The following is a 19,035-nucleotide window of genomic DNA, read 5'->3' as shown; positions in this document are numbered from 1 at the left end:
GTACTCACATATAAGCAAAGCTGAACATCAGATTAGCTGTCACGTTACCTGTACCCGTTGTGGCGCAACCAGTGATGCCACCACAACTTACTCCGGCATAAAAATTGATCTTCCTATCAGACGGGGTTGTCCCTGTCGGACCCACGCTAATATGAGTGCCATTAATGAGTTCTTGAGCGTTGTATTCCGGCACAGAATTACTAATGAACACTAGAATCCCGGTACCGGTAGCAGAACCTGCATTACGGAACAAATATTTATTGTCCTGACGGATCCCATTACCAGTGACAGTAACGACAGGCGTAAGGGTTGGCCCACCACCACTACAGCCCTGCACAGAGAGAACGAAAGGCTGCGGTGCGACGACCTGGCCTGCACGCAACTGAGATTTGGTAATGGTGCCTAAATCAAGTGTGCTTTTATCAAGACTGATGGTGCATGTTCCTTGAACCAGTACTGCCGAGAAATCAAGCGTGACTGACTGCACTGGTGCGGATAAAAATGCAGAGGCAGCGATGAGAGCCGCAAGCGAGGACTTACGGGAGCATTGCATTATGCGCATCGATGCCCCCCGAATCATTGATGGTTTGCCACTGCACCTTACTGCCGGCAGCCAGGGCTGACTTTACAGACCAGGTGTGGTTGCCGTACGGCGCCAGCATGAGCGCTTCCGGCGTATCCAGAGCCAGTTTTTGCCCGCCAGCATTTATTTCAGACAGACTGATAAAATAGGGGGAAGGGTTACTGACCTTCACGCCACCTGCCACACGTGTGAACTGCAACCCCTTCTGGGCCGCGGCTGAAGAACCACTCAGGCTGGCAGGGCGGTAGAACAATTTGATGATGCTACCCACGCCAAAGCGCATCTGAGCCTGAATGTCATTACCCTGCTGAGCAGGATCCGGTTGCGTGCTTGTCGGAATAGCGGTGGCATGAAAATAAAACACTGACTCCCGATCTGACGGCAGGGATGCACCGCTGAATGAAATACGGATCTGATTGGTGCTCTGGGGCTCCAGGCGGAACAGTGGTGGCGTCACGGAAAACGGGGCGACAGTGTGTTCATCCTGTTTACCACTCAGGGTGGCGCGGACAAGATATGGTCCCTGGGTGAGGGTGTTACGTACCGTAACGTCGATACTGGACTTCCCTTCCGGATAAATCAGACGGGTGGCGTTAATACCAAATCCCGCAGACCAGCCCGACAGAGGTGAACCCAGAAGGGTCAGCATCAGTGTAAAAAGGGGAATAAAACGTTTCATACTACTGCTCCGGAAAGGTGGGCCACAGGCCCACCCCATTAACATCAGTTATAGGCAAAGCTGAACAGAACAGGCGCGTTGACCATGCCAATGTCAGGAGTCGCAGAGCTGGAAGCCAGGCCAGCCTGGAGTCTGATGGATTTACCATTGAAATCCCCGACGGCAGGCGTGGTACCCGCCGTTGCGATGTTCAGTTTCTGCCCCGCACTGATGTAAGCGGTTGGTGTGGCCACCGGACTTAACATGACGCCGGTATTTGTGCCGGTGCTGTTAAAGATGTTCGGGTTACCGCCCAGGGTCTGACCGCTGACGATAATGCCAGCTTTATCACCTGCCGCCAGCGGCGTGCCGCAGTTACTTAAACCCACGGTAAAGGTTTTGATGCTTGCAGGAACCGGGGTGGCAACACCAGTAAATGCTGCTTTAGCAAAGTTGCCCAGGTCCAGATTTGGATTGGAGACGGAAACGTCACATGTCGACGCTACCACATTACCCGTTATGGTAATTTCGGCGTTTGAGGCCGCATGAGAAATACCGGTCCCTGCAAACAAAATTGCTGCAACCGGAGCTAACATCATCATAGACTTACGCATGTATATAATTCCTTAATTGATTTAAAATATTGCCTTTTGAACCAGTCCGTACCGGCAATAAATACGGCACCCCCCAAGGCAGATCCTTAAGGGTGTGGGAGAATAGTTTGTCGTGAATGTCTCGCATTGGTTTAATAAAAACAGAAACCTGAAATCAAATTAACCAACAAGATTTTTCCTGGGCACATTATAAATTTATAAAACCAGCAATCAACTCAAAACAAAATAAAGTTTTCGCTTCTATTCCAGCAGGCAAAAGCATTTAACACTCCACGCCCTCGCGCTGACTGGTTTTTACAACTACAAAGCACTGTTAAAAACAGTTAAATACCACCAAAAACCCTACCTCAAATATAAGTAGCATAATACTTCAAATTTTCTGCTCACCCGATATTTACTAACCACAAAGTGCAGCGGTAGAAAACGGTGCTGTAACTATGCCTGCAATCAGCAGTCAGATATTCGCACCTGGCTAACGAAGGACAATATTAAACTTCAGCCAGGATTTTTCGTAGTCAATTAAAATCATCTAAACATTAAGTTAAAAATATCATTACTTATCATATGGTTACATGGAAATCTCATTCAAAAAACCTCTGGTATTTAGTTATCTCTTGTATGATGACAGGTATGATGGCTTATCGCGAAAGATGCTCGTAATAACTGTAACTTGCTGATTGGCATCATTAATAAAACCAAATGATGTTATGCGGGTTTTCTTTGACATCATGGAAGGAATGGGTATTAATGAACGACTGCAAATGTGTTTTCACGCATAACGTGCTAAAAAAAATCTATAGTTATAAATAATTTTATCTTTAAATAGGAAGGCTTCATCAGCAGTCAGACCCGGTTAATTCTAGGTATCCCACGGGTCGAGATGGATGTTGGGATAGCCATAAACGTAGCCAGACTACAGTCAGAACTGCTTAATCTTCCCAGTCTGGTGTAGTGGCCTCCGTGAGACTATGTTGAATGAGGTTACCCCACTCGGATTAATATCCAGGTCCAGGCCAATGCAGACGGACAGGCCTACGTTGGTTGTTGTCTCTGGTAATGGTTACCTTAGTCTGACGGCTTTGAGAACTGCGACGCAGCATTTTAATTTTTTCCGTTCGCAATCACCTGCTTCAGCACTTTCTGAGCCTTTCGGATATCAACCTGAGCATCTGAATAAACATTATTGGTGACAGAAACAGAATCATAAGTCTTTATCCCGGCATAATAACTGTGGGTGGCAATAAAGAGACATGTTGCAGGCTGCAAACAGAATGACTGCCAACAACAATTTGTTTTACCGCTTCAAATTTAAACTCTTCAGTAAACAGCTATACCGCTTTTTATAAATCATCTTAAATGACTCCAGGGGGTCTGTTAGATCAGTGGAAAATCAGCAGGGATCAGACTTGAACAATGAGTATGGCCTGCGGCAGTATTTCTGTGAGGTACTATACAGACTGGAAACCTTCGCTTGAGGTGGATGCATTCATTGTTTAGCCTGGTACCAGTCAATGCCAGAAAATCATATGGCTTTCCGTCCAGGTACATCTTTATGACAAGAACACCGACGTATCATCGCCTCCTGCTGCCAGCATTCTTCCTGCTGGTAATGGGCCTCGGTACTGCACTCTGCTATCTGCAGATGCAGAATGCTGTCGATAAAGAAATCCATTTGCGTCTGAAACAGGCTACTGCCAGTCTGGATGTGACGCTTGGCCACGCCAAACAGGCTGCTACTCGTGCAAGAGGTTATCTGGGAGAAAGCTGCAGCGAAGAAGTTCTGACCAGTATCCGGACCATTGTAGCCACTATCCCTGATATCAGAACAGTGAGCATGGTACGGCATAATGAGATTTACTGCACGTCTGTTTTTGGCGGAAAAACCTTCAGTCTTAACCAGGCAGATTATCCCGATGATTCCCTGATCCTGATGGGAGGCAACCAGATCACACCTTCCAAATCTCTGCTTGTCTATACCCTGCAGGACGGTCGCGGTAACAGCGTGTTAATCGGTATCGACGGCTACTATCTGTACAATGTGCTTAGAGTGCTGGATGGGGATTCTCATCTGTACCTGCAGGTAGGGGAACGCTACCTGGATCGTCATGGCCATGTTTCCTTAACTCCGGATATCAGGCTTCCCGTCGCGTTGTCATCAGACCATTTTCGTTACACTGTGATTGCCGATCGCGCAGGACACGCTGGGTTCTTCACTTTTATTCACTATCAACGGAACCTGCTTATAGCCATTCTGGTTGTGTCGTTACTGCTGAGCTGGTTATTCCGAAGCTACCTGGGCTATCGTGAAACAATAGAATTTATGCTTCGGTCAGCCATAAAGTACAAACAGTTGAAACCCTGGATTCAGCCTATTGTGAAAGGTGAAGAGGGACAGATCGTGGGCGGGGAGGTTCTGGTTCGCTGGGAGCATCCGAAGCTCGGTTTTATCCCCCCGGACAAATTCATTTCCGTGGCTGAGCAATCCGGTCTGATTAAGGAAGTGACGGCAATCTGTTTTGACGAAGTGATTCAGCAGATGAAGGACCAGGAAAAATACCTGCCTGAAGGGTTGTTTATCTGCTTTAATACCAGCGCTGTCAATTTTGAGAATGATGAAATAGTCACGCTTTGCACGCGGTTCCAGTCCAGTCTTGAAAGTTTGAAAGCCCGTGTAGTCCTCGAAATCACCGAGCGGGAGTCCATAGAGCATACCCTGCAGACACGCACCGTGACGGAAAAACTCCGGCAGCTTGGCGTTCAGTTCTCTTTAGATGACTTTGGTACCGGGTATGCAAACTACAGCTACCTGCAGCAGTTCCAGCCGGAGTTTATCAAGGCGGATAAAATGTTCACGTCAAACGTGAGTACGAATGCGGCGTCAGCGCTGGTTGTGAAGAACATGGTCAGTCTGGCACATAAATTTAATTGCCGCATTATTGCTGAAGGAGTGGAAGATGATACGCAATTTCAGGCTCTTCAGGAAATGGGTATAGATACATTTCAGGGCTATTATTTTTACCGTCCCGTACCGATTGATGACTATATACAGTCATTAAGCAGGCCATCAGAAAGCAGATGAAAGGTCGAAAATATGGATGCCACTGTCTGACTATCCTCTCAACTATACCCTGAACCCGAGTTTATCAGCTCATACTGACTTTCAGAGTTATTAATCCAAGTTACTGTTATTTAGAATAAAAAAACACCGGGATAATTCCAAAAAATCTTTACTGAAAAACTTATGCCTAAGCCCATAGTGAATCCAGACAGTTTTTTGCAGAGCAGCCCGTGACAACGTCATAGCGCTACGCTCACCCGGGACTTGAAGACGAAACTCATCCGAAGTGCGTGCAGTTATTTTGTACCATTTTCCCCGATAAAAAATACGATTCATTATATCCGAATAAGGCCTGTCCGATTACTCAGAATTGTAGCGTCAGAATGCGCAACGATAAACCGCCCGTATCCGCCGGGAATATTAACGGGTGAAAAGAAATTATGTCGGACTGAACCGGTATGTGGAAGTATGCCATGTGCAGAAGCAAAACTGACGCTGACCGGCCAGGTTAGAGGCATGAGCATACAGACAGTGCCCATCCGGCCGAATGCTGGGCTGCTGAAAAAGAGAAAACGTGAGAGTAAATGGACTGGCTTGCCAGACCCACTGTACGAGTACCCATCCGACTTCGGGAGTTTTCGGATCTCCGGTGAAGGAAATGAGGCATATTCATTTACGCATATAGAAATGCACCATCCATTCCAAAAATGAATATGAAAAATTTAACCAAAAGAGCATTGCTTAAATTTGAATGGATATATAAATTTGAAACAAACCGAACGCGAACGGTTTTTTATGTTTTTTTTTAAAACTACGTCAAAGAGGTATTTCCTATGAGCATTAAATCAGCCGTCGAACGAGCCAGGCGGAAGCGCACTTTCTCCAAGAACGCTGGGATGACAGAAAAGCGTGTCACGGTAAGAACAGAGCAGGACCAGCGCGAGCTGGACGCCCTGATCGAAAAACAACTGGCCCGTTTCGTCAAAACAGAACTCTCAGGGGCTGATGAAATGCAGGCCTTTTCGCCTCAGGTTCGTGAAGCTCTGGAGCATGCCCTGCTGCTGAAAGGATCGCCGGACTTCATTACCCCCCATGGTGCCTTCAGCACCTTTATCACCAAACTACTGGAAAATGGTCTGACGTCTGAAGTTGCCCCGGCCGTCGCCATTTATACCCGCGTGTACCCGACCAGCGTGGACTATGTACTTAAATCAGTGCCAGCAAAGGCGAGCAACTATCTCTGCCGGTATGCCAGCAGCCAGGCCGTGATGAAATGGACAGAAGAAAACCCCGGCTGGCACGAGAAGATCATCGACAGCCTGAAGGACGGGACCTTTGCCGGATATCTGCGACAGATCCGCGAGGCCATCGGGGCAGCAAACCTCAACTATCGTTTTCTGAAAATGCTGGAGCAGCTCTGTGAGGACGCGGGGGAGCTTTCTCCTGAGCTAAAGCAACAGACCCAGCAGATTCTGAGTCGAGCACCGGAAACGCTTGTTCTTTCCCCCCGTGAGTGGAATGAAGACTGTAATAATCTGCGAACTTTCGTTCTGTTTTTCATGCTCAGGGACCTGGAGACACGCTACGGAGAGAGGGCAAACCCGGACAGAACCTACATCACGCCGTTCTATAACCGTCAGCGTGAGGAGCAAGGCGTAATGAATTCCCAGATCATCACTTTTCATGAATCACAACCTATCGCCCGGAGCTATGACTATGGGGTCTGTATCGGCTGGCGTTACGACAGCTGGGAGCAGTTTTTTTATCAGGTCAGCCACGAGGCTGTCCATCTGCTCAATCCGAAGATCGCCCCGGACGGCATGCTCAGAACCAGTGCCCTTGATGAGGGTATGGCAGTCCGCTATGCCGAAGAAATGCTGGCGAAATACCTGCCATATGTCAGCCGGGCGTTTGTGGAAAGCCCGGTCGGTATGGACAGTCCTTATCATCACGCCTGGGAGGCGGCCAGAAAACTGCCGCATGATCTTCTTGCGCAAATCCGTGCGGAATTTGGCAGCTTCAGTACCATTGATGACCCGGTGCGATTCGCAGAAATGACTGCGCCGTGGCTGACAACAGCAGAAGCCACTCTGCTCAGCAGTGATTTTCGCTACAGCTAAGATCCAGGCCTTCTGAACTGACACGCCCGGACAATGCATAAGGCCCCAGCAGGGGCCTTTTTTGTACCCCTTCAGTTAATCAGCGTCCAGCGTATGGCGGCCATGACAAGTTCATAGTGAACGGCCGGACTGGCGGCCAGACGCAAACCGCCAGCCCAGCATTCGTCCGAGAAGATCACCGCCTCATTGCCGGTGCGCTGCGATGGTTGCCGGGTGTCCAGCCAGCGGATCTGTACTGTCTGACGTTTCTGGTTCATGTTTCTGTACCTCTTTCGCTGAGTCACAGCCCTGATTGTGGCGTCACGACACGACAGCCTCCCGGCTATTTTTATTCCCCAAACATGGGGCAGGCTCAGAAAATGCGTTATCCGGGCTGCTCTCCTATCCGGGCGATGATGGATAAAACAAAATAGCACTTTTTGCTAATGACCTTGATGTATTAATTGGAGTACAATTCAAGAGAGCGTTTTTGTTTACTTTTTACCACGTCAGGTATAACATTCCTACTGTGACCCGCTCTGGTCACGTCCAGGTATAAAAAAACTTAGCCATCCTTACACTGAATCCGCATCAGATAGTGCGTCATTCCGGTGAGGGATTTTTGCGCTTTTTTGCCGGGAAAGCAGAATGCTGAACGTAAAATAGAGAGATAAGGAGGTAATGCATGAACACAACTTAGACGGCAGTAAAACCAGAGTAGTACATACAGGGTAAGACTTATGCGGCCACTACGGGTGGAAAGCAGGGCACCCTATTTTCATAAACGAACCAGGAGATTGCGATGCGCAATTTTTCAGGAAATCAAACTTTTTTTATAAGGATAAATCTCAATGGATTCAAACATTATGGACGTGGTGGCACAAGCCCACCCTATTTATAGCATTGGCAGTATTATTTACGACATCATTTACGGGCGTACAGGCGGATTACTGAAGAAAGCCTACACCTGTGGCAAGGCTCGTAACTACCAGCAAATGGTGCTTTGCGGCTTACTTGCGGCAATCAACATCGCATTTGTGGTGGCTATGGCTTTCGCCTTCGCTCCGTGGGTCAAGGCAATAATAGTGGCGAAGTTAGCAGCTTCACCTTTTATTGCGATGACCATAACCGGTGTCGGTTCCAACGTTGTTAACTATGTCTTCGGCTGGATAGTTGACGCTATCAGCCGAAAGGTTCTCTGAACGAGAGATCCACAGTTTAACAGCTACCCCGGTCAGAAATCAACCACCTGTCCGGGGCTGAACGCGCGGTGCTTCTGCGGAGCACCGCCGTTTTGTCACGTCTGCCTTCCGGCGAAAGATAAATAGGTGATATCACGGGGCCGCTCCGTAATGTACATCGTGGCGGGTCGGGAAAGAGATGAAATTCCGTGCTAGAACGGATCGTTCTCCAGACCAGAGGCGGTTTCCCATGGTGGAGATACGGAGCCTGAAGGTTCTTTAATCTGCGGGGTATAGTGGTATGAGCTACGCCTGACGGCATCAGTGGAGTATTCAAACCGGGCAGCCCGTATACCGTGAACGCTGACCGAACCGAGATCTATCTCCAGGGATGGTGCCCGGCGATCGTCCTGAAGCGATAGGCCGGAAAGATCATGCCTGTCTGCCCGCGGAGAAAGGGTTTCCTGAGTCGAAATAACTTCTGTAACACAGATATCTGGCTCCCAGTCATCTTCGGCATACTGATGGCCATATCTGATTATGCAGTCTTCCTTTGCCGGTAGAGTCATAAAGGCAACACGGGAGGCCTTATGGAACAACACAACGTTATACCGTTCCTCCAGATCCGCCCCCGGCAGCTGCACGGAGGGATAAAGGATACCGTCAAGATTAAACCGGGAAGGATCCGCCAGGTATTCAGCTATGACCTGAGTCGGGATATAGCTGAAGTCTTCTTCACCGGGCAGAACCGGAGCGACAATCCTGCTGATAAGTGTGGACAGGAACGCGGCCTGCTCACGTCTTTTTATGTAGTCCGGGTCGAGTAGGCTTCCACTCTCCAGAACACTTTCCAGTGCTGGCAGGTTCAGAAGACGGAGCGGTCGGATAACGTTAAACTTAGCGCACACCACGTTGCAGCCTACCGGTGGACGTATCTCTGAAATAGCCGTATCGACTGAACTGGCGCCATAGAAGACCGAAATTCCTCTGGCGCTCATACGGTTGGCACCGCTGATCTGATGCGGCGGCGGCCCTAACTCTTTGTCCGGTGTCACAAGTATCTGTTCCATCTCATGATGATTACGGCACCACCGGGCACGGTACAGTGACGGGATAGCGGTACCCGGGCCGGCGTGAATAATCACAGGCTTTTTTCCACGGGCGCGCATTGTCTCTACCCCCCGGAATATGCCGTCCAGGGTGGAGCTCACGGCATTATTGATGAAACGTGATTCAGTTTTCAGTGAGGTAACAAAATTTATCCACATGGAATCGAGACGGCCAGTGCTGATCTGACTGCGTTCAGCATAACAGGACTCCCGGGCAAACTCGGTCTCCAGTCCCATCACATCGGAATCAAAATCAGAATGCCTGTATTCGAGCAACTGCTGAATATCGTCAGCAAGCTCACGACTTATCTGGAGTAAATCCTCAATGAGCTGCACGATTTCTTCCCCCTCGCGGAACCACTCATAACCGTCAATATGACGAAGACTGGCATATTCCATATCGTTCGGTTCAGTGGGGGTCCGGTAAAAATGAGCTTCAATGGCTGTTTCTGTCAGGTCACATACCTCCTCCAGGGAGAAACAGGGCTGGACTTCCGCGCAGTAATGACAGGTCTCTAAAGTTCCTTCCTTCTGAATCCTGTGGCGTAAAAATTCTTCGGCAATACAACCAGCACAAACCCAACTCTCATCTGACTTTTCTGCATTCATAAAAGGGCTATCTCCGAGGTATTACTCTGCTCAGGAAGTGTATCAGACGTAATCTGACTGACATTTCAGAATTAGACAATTTCAGGATCTGCGCGGCGGGAAACCGGAAAAGGATATGACAATTAAGCTACATGCTAAAAATCATATTAGGTGTGATATTTTTCATCAAGCACATAATCATATCTGATATGATATTTACAAATTTATGTATAAATCAAACCAAATATGATTATCCAGTTAACCGGGCATTATCAGACGGAGCGTGCAGGATGGATAGAGAAATAACGTTTTCACTCAGCTACCATCAACTGACAGCAAGAACGGCAGAGGTGATTAAAGCTATCAAAGAACGCAGGGGGCAGACTGCAGATACAAAGCTGGCATGCGTTGAGGCGGTCATACTTCTGTGGTCTGAACTTGCTACTGAAGGCGCATCCGACATCAGACAGGTACAGGATGACATCCGGCTTCTTCAGGAATTCGCAAACGGAATGAAGGCATGACTGACACGGTAAAAGGCCGCCGCCCGTCCCCGCTGCAGCGGCGGATACTGATTGTGCTGGCCGCCCTCGGTGCGAAACGTCCGGGACCGGTGGCGACAAGAGATATTGAGCGGGTGCTGGAGCAGGGCGGTTCGGCCCCGGTGTACGGGCCGAACCTCCGCGCCTCCTGCCGGCGCATGGAAGCCGCGGGCTGGCTGCGCACCTTGCGCGCCCCGAACATGCAACTGGCCGTTGAGCTGACGAACGCTGGCCGTGCGCTGGCCGCCCCGCTTCTCGCTGACGAACAGGCTCGCGTCCTGGCGGAGCAGCGAGCAACGGCGGTCCGGGTTCTGCCCCTGTTCCCGCGCAGCAAGGCAGAGGAAGCTGACGACCGCCCGGTGGAGCTCGACGGTCGCTGGCACCTGGCGTGCCGGGGCGACTACGTTATCCGTCTTGACGGTACCACCTGCCTGCAGCTGTGGAGCGCGGCCGGGCAGGTTACGCGCCTGGAAGGTGATCCCCTGCAGGTCGCCGCCTGGCTGCAGGCCTGCCACGATGCGGGGATTGCGGTCCGGATACAGGTTAATGAAAGCACCACGCCGGAGGCGGGTATACCGGACTGTAGCGCGCCGGCAGACCAGACGTCCTCCTGGTTACGCCAGCTGGAAGGCGCGCTGCAGGCGCAGGGGATCAGTGGTCTGAATGAGGAGATCAGGATGGCAATGATCATGCCTGGCGGGGCGCTCCGCGACCTGCCGGCACCGGCGCGCCTGCTGCACGTTCTGCGCGACAGTCCGGAGGCGTTCCCGCTCACGGCTGCCGGGTATGAAGAAGACACGCAGGCCACGCTGTCTGACCTGCTGGCCCGCGCAGGGTTCACCAGCGAACAGGCGCAGGAGCTGCGGCTGCACCGCATCCGCTGGGCTCAGGTGAGTCAGGAAGAAGCTGACCGGCGTGAGCTTAACAACCTGCTGGACGAACTCGAACAGCGCCAGCTGTACTGCAACCGCGAGCAGCTGACGGAGATAGTGTTTTCACCGGTCCGCAAACCCGGCGAGCGCTGGACAGAACGTCTGCAGTGGCTCCTGATGACGGACGGATTCGGGTTCAGCAGTCCGCTGTCCCGTGACGCAGGCGCCCGGGCGCTGGCGATCCTGGCCGGTTACACGGGGCGGGAGGTGGCGGAACATCTGGCCACGGTGATCGTCTGGAACGACGACAGCGCGGGGACGCCGTCATGAGCACAGGCAACGTACATTTGATTGTGACCTGCACGCGCCGCAAAACCTTGGCTGCAGGTGAAACAGTCTTTCCGGATGAACGCGATGCCGGAAAGGCTTACGGGCTCTGGCTGGAAAGACTGGCGCAGGCCCGTCGCGGATCGCCCCCCATGACCGCCGGCGAGCTGTATACGGGCCAGCACTGGAGCAGGGCAGCAGCATCTGCGGCGCGTAACGGTGCGGAGATGTGGGTGATTTCAGCGGGTCTGGGGCTACTGCATGCCTCTGATCCTGTGGTCCCGTATGAGGCAACGTTTTCCTCGATGCCATTCTGCCATCGCACTCACTGGGAACGACTGACAATGCGTCCACCTTCGGAACGACGGTGTACCTCCCTGAGGGCGCTGATGCAGGCGAGGCCTGACGATCGGTTTGTGGTGGCCGCCTCTCCGGTGTACCTGCGTGCCGTTGAAGAAGACCTGCTCGCGGGGAGGGACGCGTTACGTACGCCTGAACAGCTGCAGGTTGTCACCTCCAAAGGCTACCAGGGCGGCCTGAAGGACAGTGTCCGGTATACGAGCGCAGATATGATGAAAGAGCTGAATACCAACATGACCGGACTGAATGTCAGTTACGCCCTGCAGATCATTGGTAATGAAAAACTGAACAGCAGTACAGCAGGTGAGGTATATGCATGATCCGGCAACTCAGCGCCATGCTCCTGCTCGTGGTGACCTTCCCGGCCAGCGCAGATATCAGCGGCCGGATCGTTCGCGTGCTGGACGGGGATACCGTTGAGGTTCTTGAAACGGGGAACCGCCTGACGCGCGTTCGTCTTGCCGGCATCGATGCGCCGGAAAAGAACCAGCCCTTTGGCCAGCGGTCCAGGCAGGAACTCACATCAATGGTGGCGCAGCGTAACGTAACCATCACGGGTGAAGAAACGGATCGCTACGGGCGGCTGCTGGGCACCGTGTGGCTTGGCGCGACGGATGTGAATGCCGCGCAGATCCGCAAAGGGCTGGCCTGGGTATACCGGTACCACGGAAAACCGGCCCGGACTGACTACGCTCAGCTGGAAGCCGAAGCCCGCCGGCAGGGTATCGGGCTCTGGTCAGTTCCGGGTCAGACAGAACCCTGGCGCTGGCGGAGCCATCATCAGGAGAGAGGTTCTGTCAGAGACGCTCCCTGATTCCGCACGTTGCCGACCGCCGGGGAAACCGGATGCCAGGTGAATGCCTCAGCAGGCACCGCCCCCTGTCTGGCTGTCCTGCCCGCCTCGTCACCACTGAGACTCTCGCGCAGCCAGTCCCGGGCGTCCTCTGGCGTCAGCACCAGAGGACGACGATCGTGGATATCGAGAAGCCCTTTGTCCGCAGCTGCCGTGACAATAACAAACCCTTCCCCGTCATCCCTCAGTCCAAACGGCCGCGCACCAATGGCAGCCATGAACACGGGCTGACCGTCCCTGCGGTAAATAAAATACGGCTGTTTTTTGTTCCCCTGGCGCACCCACTCGTACCACCCGTCAGCAAACACAACGGCGCGGCCGCGTTCCCACAGCGGACGAAACATACGTCCCTCAGCTGCAGTTTCAGCACGGGCATTAATCAGGGGCGCTTTGTGCCACCACGGCGGGGAATATCCCCACAGAACAGGGTCGAGCTGCAGCTGGTTATTGCTTTCACTGAGCAACAGCACCCGGGTACCCGGCGCCACGTTGTAGCGTCCAATAGGCTCCGGTACTGCAGAAAACCCGGCATCAACCTCACCGGCCAGATAAGCCAGGTATTCGGCGCGGGTCTGTGACTGAGAAAAACGTCCACACATAAACGTTTCCTGCCGTTAAAGGGTAAGTATAGGAAAAATGGGATGCATGGATTGTTTAACGGCAACGGCACAACGATCCGGACAGGGGGGCAAAAGCAGGAAGGTACGGGACGTCTAAATAGTGTATTCTTTTTATCAGGTTAAAGGAGACGTGAATGACAGTGAAAAACCAGGAACTTATCGCGGCAGGATTCACCAGTAAGGATATCGAGCGAATCAAACGTCACCAGGCGACGGGGGACTCGCAGGAAAAGGTTCTGAAGGATCTGGCCGGCTATTTCCTGTCGGTAGCCTGGATCACCGGCGGGATGGCCATCATCACCCTGCTCACCGCGTTCTTTGGCAGCGCCAGCCATCTTATCTCCTGCGTGGTTGCCGTCGTCTTTCTGCTGATTGTGCTGCTTCTGGTGATGCCGGTCAGACTTGGCTATAAATCATGGAAGCTGATGAGATCACATATCAGCGATTCCGGTCATCACGGGTAAGGAGTTCCAGTACCACCTTTGCACTGACCCCCATCCCAGAACCTTCATCGTCAGTTTGCCCGGAGACATGGTTTCCACCTTGCGGTAATAGTCTCCGGGAAGATAACGGAAAAGACGCCAGGCCTCAGCTTTCCCGGTCAGACCAAACACACCATAAACGCTGGCTGCAAGCGTGGTTGCATTAAAGATCCCCAGGCCGACATCGCGGCTGAAGCCCATAAACTCCGCTACGGACATGGCACCGTCCGCAAGGATCCCCTCTGAAGCAGGTTCATTCAGGAACTGACGGGCTGCCTCCCGTGATACCGTATTAAGGGCATCACCGACCAGAACGGCACCGGCAAGCATACCAGCAGGCGTCATCGTTGCGATCATCACACCGCCAAACACAGCCTGAACGCCGGCGAGAACGACCTTAATCCCGGATATGAAGTATCCGACAATTTTATTCTGCTCTGTCACATACTGAATTTCAGCGTAGATCCGGGCATAACCGGTTTTCAGCATGCGCGACTGTTCAAGCAGGAACTCATTCTCAGCCCTGAGGTTCTTCAGGCAGGCAATGCATTCTTCATCGCTCCTTGCTCTTCTCGCCGCGTCAAACTGTTGCATGACAACCTGTCTTATTTCATCCACGAATTTCAGACGGGTCAGTGAATCACTGAGGTGCATGGACGCGACGGTATTTGCGGTATTTACAAGCTTTCGGGCTTCCAGATTAATCATTGTATCAGCCCACTGACGCCGGCTCTGCCCGGGAAAAATCGCGATATCCATTACATATTCCTTATCCGTTGTCAGAACGAAAGTACATTATACAAGGGGTAAATAAGAGAAACGTATAATATTGCAGCATTCACTAACTTTTCCTCAAATAAACACGCTTGCTGAAAACGACCTGACACAGATCCGCCGCTCGTCACCTTTCCTGACGTTACCCGTCTGGCCATCAGAGTAAACAGGTAAAGCCTGGTGGTATCCCCATTCAGGCACTGCTATTTAACGCAGCTACCCGGTCTCCCCCCTATTTAACAGCCCCGTTCCTCTTACGTACTCGCTGTCAAACGAGCCATCTGCGGATTTATCTGTCGATCGCTGTCGTCAGAGAATTGCGAATAAGGTCCCGGGCTTCAGGAGGGGCATACTGATTCAGGCGCAGAATTTTCATGCGGAGATGCACATCCTGTATCATATTCAGTGAAAGACTTTTATCCGCCTGTAATCTAACTTTATCTGTAGAACACGATGTACGGCTGCCAGACGAAAAGAAATTGCAGGCCGGGTAATTTTCACTGAATGATGCGCCGCAGGGGTTGATAATGGTCTTATAAAACGGCTAATGTTATAAATACTGATATTTAGTACATTCAATATATTGAGATTCAACAATTATGAAAAAGAGATCGGGAGACCCCCGTAAACGACAGGCTCTCAAAGATGCAGAACAGGCCATTAAATCAGAAGAAGCACGGCGAATGGCACTGATTATCTCCAGGGAAAAGGAAATAAAAGCGGAAACTCTCCGGTTGATCGAACTGTTCGAAGAACAGTACCCTGACTCACCAGGCTACCACTACGATGAGCAGCCCTATATAATGACTATCAGTGTCATTGTTATGCACCGGGCAGGCTGTGAGTTAAATGACGAACCAGAAAAATACGATCCTGCCGGGCAGCTTGATACGCTGGAACTGTTACCGGCAATGAGAGGAGAAGTTGATGCGTTTCTCATAAGGAATCAGCTGGATAAAGCTGATTCCTGGTCTGTATTCAGTTAATATTTTACAGAAAGAACATGTCAGGATGAATGTCCGGCAAAGAGATATTCGCTGAAAATTATAAAAAGGAAGTGTATTATACTGGTGTGGGCTAATTCTGGTTGCTGTCATTTAATGGCCGGTTATTTCGTAAATAAAGAAAGTGCCCTGCGAAACTGAAATAATTATTTACAGGTCAGTGCGTCCCCTAATCTAAATATGTTGTGGTTGTTGCCGATAACAATATAGTACGGACGGGGTGATACATGAACGATTTTCATATTTTAACTATTTGTATTCAGAATAAAGATGTGACCGGCGCCATGCGTGTGCTGCGGGATAAATCAGAATTTGCGGTGCGCAAAATTCTGGAAAAATTAAAAGTCAGGGTGACATCGCAAACCGGCAGAGTATTCTGGCATTCTGTTCAGGGCTGGCTGCTGACCGCATGTCGTCTGGGGAGTATTCAGCATGAATCTGTTCGTACCCGATGCATTTCACAACCTGCAGAAAACCGGCCAACCCAGCCCGGCAGCACTGGATATGATCAAGCTCGTGGCGCTTCTGGCCATGCTCATCGATCACATCAATACGCTGTTTCTGACGCCAGCCTGGCCGGTGATGTATGCGCTTGGCCGGATGGCCTTCCCCCTGTTCACGCTTATATGGGCGATGAACGTGCAGCGTTCGCCAGAACGTCTGCAGATAAGGGCAAACCGGCTGTGGATCTGGGCAGTCATCACGCAGCCGGTATTCAGCCTGGCCTTCCTGGAGCACCAGCCGTGGTGGGCGATGAACATCCTGTTCGTGTTCGCCGGCGTCACGCAGCTGCTCGCCCTGCGGTACCGGTATGGCCAGAAGGGAAACCTTGTCGGTGGACTGCTTCTGGCGCTCATGATATTTCCGCTTCAGCCCGCAAGTTATGGCCTGTCGGGCGTCATACTGGCCGTCAGCCTGGCAACCGTTACGGGAAGCTCTGCCCCCGAAATGAAGCGCAAGGCCGCCATTGTTGCCGTGCTGTCACTGCTCTGCTTAAACGGTATCACGCATCTGCTCAGCATGCCTGCAGAGACATTATTACTGGCCACACTGCCAACACTGGTATTCCCCCTGATAGCAATGTCCCTGTGCACGGACCTCTGCCCGGCAGGCCGTCAGCGTTTTATGCCGCGTCATTTCTTTTATATGGCCTATACCGGCCATCTGCTGGTCCTGCTCATACTTGAAAAGCTCTGGTAAACCTGACACCGTTTCCGGGGTCAGCCCGGTCCGGGTATGTAGCGGCCACGCTGCAGTAAATCAATGGCCAGCTGGAGGTACAGAAGCTGGTCCGGTTCCCATCTCTCGGTTTCGGCAAGCCCGTTGCGCAGCACGAGCACGATGTTTTCGCTTGTTGAGTCATGCCCGGCTTCGATAAGCGAAAACACAATACTGCCCACCACCTGGCACATTTCCTCATGCTGTCGCATGAAGGTATCTGAATAGTCCATCCGGTCACCCCCGCAGAGTGATATTCAAAATGAAGGCTCATGGCCATGATGCCGCGAAGCGGCATGGAGACGCCAGCCGGAGCTTAACCGGGTGATTCTGGTGAGGGGCGTCGTAACCGGCATCAGCCGTTACGGATTGATAGGTTCTGCCAATCCCATCCCTTTCCCTGCAAAGCCATACCCGCTTGAAGCTTTCCGATTGCTAATGTGCGCGGTCGGAGTGAGTCCGTCAAGGCCTCCGGCCGTTGACGGGCTGTATCTCCGCGTTAGCGCCGTCAGGCGCTTACGAGCGTGTATGAAGGGATTACCGCGACTTATCTGCACCTACTCTTAATACTAGTTACAACATCCCTCTTAAAGCGAGGGTGTTCCGGCCCTCCGGGCCGGGGCGGCGTCGGTTTAGCAGGGGTCAGGCCAGGAGACGGTGTCAGGTTCTGGCCAGAACGGGGCCCGGCGCGTGCGACGGGAGGTACTTTTGATTTTCATCTGAGCGCGCGGCCGTGAGGCCGCTGCATGCGAAGGCCTTTTTAATTATCCACAGAGTGGCGGAAGACAAAGATCCACTCTGGAATGAAATGAACAGAGCGATAAAAAAAGGGGGTTAGATTAAATTGCGGGTTCTGTTTTTTTCCTTTCCGGAAAAGGTGACTTATTCGTTTGCGGATTTCTGTGGAAAAAAGGATTCATCGGTATTCCAGGCCATCAGGGTAATGCGTTTGCGTCAGGAAATGCAGCCCGACCGGGTGACGAGAACAAAAAACGCTCAATTTTTCCGGGGAAAACCAGCACCAGAAGCCCCGGCGAGGGGCATGTGAACAGAGGGAGATGATGTGCCGTATGTCGTGGCTAGTCCGGCGGTGACAGCGCCAGGTCCAGCTGGTAAAGATGCTGAATCGCCAGCTGTGTCAGTCGTTCCGGCGTACACCAGTACGCCTCATCATGAGGAAGGGTTTTGAAAACCCATTTTTCCATGGCATGAAGACGTTCATCCACCGGCAGCTTTATCAGGTTATTGGCTCGTTTACGCTCAGCGCCTTTTTTACGACGGTAAGTCAGTGCTTCACGGCGCTTACGGGCAGACCAGCATTTACGCGCAGAGTGGGGCTGAACATCATCATGTTCGTTAATCACCCCGTCCCGGATCAGCTGCTCGCGCTCGGCGCTCTGACGGAGCTTCTTATCCTGCTCCTTAACCAGCTTGTCCATATTGACGCCCAGCATCTGGAATCCTAGGGGGGTGATATAGACGTAGGTCGGCAGCCAGGAGCGGGATTCCCGATCCCAGGTGCGCTCTTCCGCCAGCCCAAGCACACCAAAGCGTACCTGCTCTTCAATCAGGCGGGATAATCGTGACACTGTCACCTCCGTTTCCGGGACGACATTTCCTTTAGCGTCCTTCGGGCTTAACTCTCTGGCCAGCCTGGAGATACACATGCCGACGGTATGCTTGCCGCCATCACAGAAACTGATGAGCAGGGGCCAGAGGGAGTCGATGAGGCACCGGCGTTCCGGCCGGAAACCATATTTGCGTCCTGCCTTACGGCGACCCGTGACAAAAAGGGGATGACGGGAAACGTGAACGCGCAGTCTGGGGCGACCGGTCCGCTTGTCGAACATCACGAGACGGTTGTAGGCATGCCCCAGTTCCCCGGAGAGCTTTTTATAATGCTCAGGACGGAACCAGGACGGGTTTTCACATTTGGCTTTTGTGGAGTGTTCACCGCGCTTACGGCGGGTCCGCTTTTTGACCGGCTCAGTAAGAAAATTATCCTGTGTGCCGGCATCAACGTCCTGCCAGAAACGGATTAACTCTTCGGCCGGAAGCTCAGACCAGTGAACAGAAATCTGATTGTCATTCAC

General features: G+C 51.9%; 18 protein-coding genes and 1 pseudogene. 10 read left to right on the top strand and 9 right to left on the bottom strand.

Translation table 11 applies throughout. The features are described from left to right. Window positions 1–4: 4 nt before the first annotated feature. From HV242_RS23735 to HV242_RS23725, 3 genes are read right to left on the bottom strand one after another with little or no spacing between them, the layout of a single operon-like run. The gene (locus HV242_RS23735; RefSeq protein WP_181616950.1) at window positions 5–562 is read right to left on the bottom strand and encodes a fimbrial protein; all 558 of its coding nucleotides are present in this window, start codon (window positions 560–562) and stop codon (window positions 5–7) included. Then, window positions 537–1,262 (bottom strand): fimbrial biogenesis chaperone, encoded by a 726-nt coding sequence (locus HV242_RS23730; protein WP_111969563.1) that lies wholly within the window; start codon window positions 1,260–1,262, stop codon window positions 537–539. Before HV242_RS23730 ends, HV242_RS23735 begins: the two co-directional genes overlap by 26 nt. A gap of 44 nt (window positions 1,263–1,306) precedes the next feature. Further along, window positions 1,307–1,855, bottom strand: coding sequence for a fimbrial protein (locus HV242_RS23725; RefSeq protein WP_111969564.1), 549 nt, complete (start codon window positions 1,853–1,855; stop codon window positions 1,307–1,309). A gap of 1,480 nt (window positions 1,856–3,335) precedes the next feature. On the opposite strand from HV242_RS23725, the gene HV242_RS23720 reads away from it, so the two are divergent. Both HV242_RS23720 and HV242_RS23715 read left to right on the top strand, forming a co-directional pair. After that, window positions 3,336–4,934, top strand: coding sequence for an EAL domain-containing protein (locus tag HV242_RS23720; RefSeq protein WP_249417874.1), 1,599 nt, complete (start codon window positions 3,336–3,338; stop codon window positions 4,932–4,934). Window positions 4,935–5,809: 875 nt separating this feature from the next. After that, window positions 5,810–7,033: a hypothetical protein gene (locus HV242_RS23715; RefSeq protein ID WP_111969566.1), complete on the top strand. Its 1,224-nt coding sequence runs from the start codon at window positions 5,810–5,812 to the stop codon at window positions 7,031–7,033. 71 nt (window positions 7,034–7,104) lie between these two features. Here the strand turns inward: HV242_RS23715 and HV242_RS23710 are convergent, their stop codons facing one another. Then, window positions 7,105–7,290, bottom strand: a complete 186-nt coding sequence (locus HV242_RS23710) for a hypothetical protein (protein WP_111969567.1) — start codon at window positions 7,288–7,290, stop codon at window positions 7,105–7,107. Window positions 7,291–7,863: 573 nt separating this feature from the next. Between HV242_RS23710 and HV242_RS23705 the strand changes: the two genes are divergently transcribed. After that, window positions 7,864–8,214, top strand: coding sequence for a hypothetical protein (locus HV242_RS23705; RefSeq protein ID WP_111969568.1), 351 nt, complete (start codon window positions 7,864–7,866; stop codon window positions 8,212–8,214). Between the two features lie 191 nt (window positions 8,215–8,405). Here the strand turns inward: HV242_RS23705 and HV242_RS23700 are convergent, their stop codons facing one another. Beyond that, window positions 8,406–9,911: an RES family NAD+ phosphorylase gene (locus HV242_RS23700; protein WP_111969569.1), complete on the bottom strand. Its 1,506-nt coding sequence runs from the start codon at window positions 9,909–9,911 to the stop codon at window positions 8,406–8,408. 269 nt (window positions 9,912–10,180) lie between these two features. On the opposite strand from HV242_RS23700, the gene HV242_RS23695 reads away from it, so the two are divergent. The 4 genes from HV242_RS23695 to HV242_RS23680 are packed head-to-tail and all read left to right on the top strand — an operon-like array spanning window position 10,181 to window position 12,805. After that, a complete protein-coding gene (locus HV242_RS23695; protein WP_139157192.1) occupies window positions 10,181–10,414 on the top strand; it encodes a hypothetical protein in 234 nt (77 codons plus the stop codon). Then, entirely contained in the window at window positions 10,411–11,634 is a 1,224-nt protein-coding gene (locus HV242_RS23690) for a hypothetical protein (RefSeq protein WP_181616949.1), read from the top strand. The genes HV242_RS23695 and HV242_RS23690 overlap by 4 nt, the downstream gene beginning before the upstream one ends. Further along, window positions 11,631–12,311: a DUF6884 domain-containing protein gene (locus HV242_RS23685; protein WP_111969574.1), complete on the top strand. Its 681-nt coding sequence runs from the start codon at window positions 11,631–11,633 to the stop codon at window positions 12,309–12,311. The genes HV242_RS23690 and HV242_RS23685 overlap by 4 nt, the downstream gene beginning before the upstream one ends. Next, on the top strand, window positions 12,308–12,805 hold the full coding sequence (locus HV242_RS23680; RefSeq protein ID WP_111969575.1) for a thermonuclease family protein: 498 nt from the start codon (window positions 12,308–12,310) through the stop codon (window positions 12,803–12,805). Before HV242_RS23685 ends, HV242_RS23680 begins: the two co-directional genes overlap by 4 nt. On the opposite strand, the gene HV242_RS23675 is transcribed toward HV242_RS23680, so the two are convergent. Next, a complete protein-coding gene (locus HV242_RS23675) occupies window positions 12,772–13,443 on the bottom strand; it encodes an SOS response-associated peptidase family protein (RefSeq protein WP_181616948.1) in 672 nt (223 codons plus the stop codon). The genes HV242_RS23680 and HV242_RS23675 overlap by 34 nt on opposite strands. 155 nt (window positions 13,444–13,598) lie before the next feature. On the opposite strand from HV242_RS23675, the gene HV242_RS23670 reads away from it, so the two are divergent. Next, the gene (locus tag HV242_RS23670) at window positions 13,599–13,928 is read left to right on the top strand and encodes a hypothetical protein (protein ID WP_047361365.1); all 330 of its coding nucleotides are present in this window, start codon (window positions 13,599–13,601) and stop codon (window positions 13,926–13,928) included. Here HV242_RS23670 and HV242_RS23665 read toward each other — a convergent pair. Then, window positions 13,903–14,705 (bottom strand): annotated as a pseudogene (locus tag HV242_RS23665) (DUF4225 domain-containing protein). The gene HV242_RS23670 and the pseudogene HV242_RS23665 overlap by 26 nt on opposite strands. Window positions 14,706–15,319: 614 nt before the next feature. On the opposite strand from HV242_RS23665, the gene HV242_RS23660 reads away from it, so the two are divergent. Next, window positions 15,320–15,706 (top strand): hypothetical protein, encoded by a 387-nt coding sequence (locus tag HV242_RS23660; protein WP_133052143.1) that lies wholly within the window; start codon window positions 15,320–15,322, stop codon window positions 15,704–15,706. Window positions 15,707–16,156: 450 nt separating this feature from the next. Further along, window positions 16,157–16,924, top strand: coding sequence for a TraX family protein (locus HV242_RS23655; RefSeq protein WP_063418556.1), 768 nt, complete (start codon window positions 16,157–16,159; stop codon window positions 16,922–16,924). A gap of 20 nt (window positions 16,925–16,944) precedes the next feature. Here HV242_RS23655 and HV242_RS23650 read toward each other — a convergent pair whose 3' ends face one another. Both HV242_RS23650 and repA read right to left on the bottom strand, forming a co-directional pair. Then, complete coding sequence (locus HV242_RS23650; RefSeq protein ID WP_074167074.1) at window positions 16,945–17,175, bottom strand: DUF2767 family protein; 231 nt, start codon at window positions 17,173–17,175, stop codon at window positions 16,945–16,947. An 846-nt stretch (window positions 17,176–18,021) separates the two neighbouring features. Next, entirely contained in the window at window positions 18,022–19,035 is a 1,014-nt protein-coding gene (gene repA / locus HV242_RS23645) for a plasmid replication initiator RepA (protein ID WP_111969580.1), read from the bottom strand.

It is taken from the genome of Enterobacter sp. RHBSTW-00593, from assembly GCF_013784105.1.
GTDB classification, from domain to species: Bacteria; Pseudomonadota; Gammaproteobacteria; order Enterobacterales; family Enterobacteriaceae; genus Enterobacter; species Enterobacter ludwigii.
The sequence above is the reverse complement of the archived record's forward strand: the minus strand, read 5'-3'. Positions and strand labels throughout refer to the sequence as shown.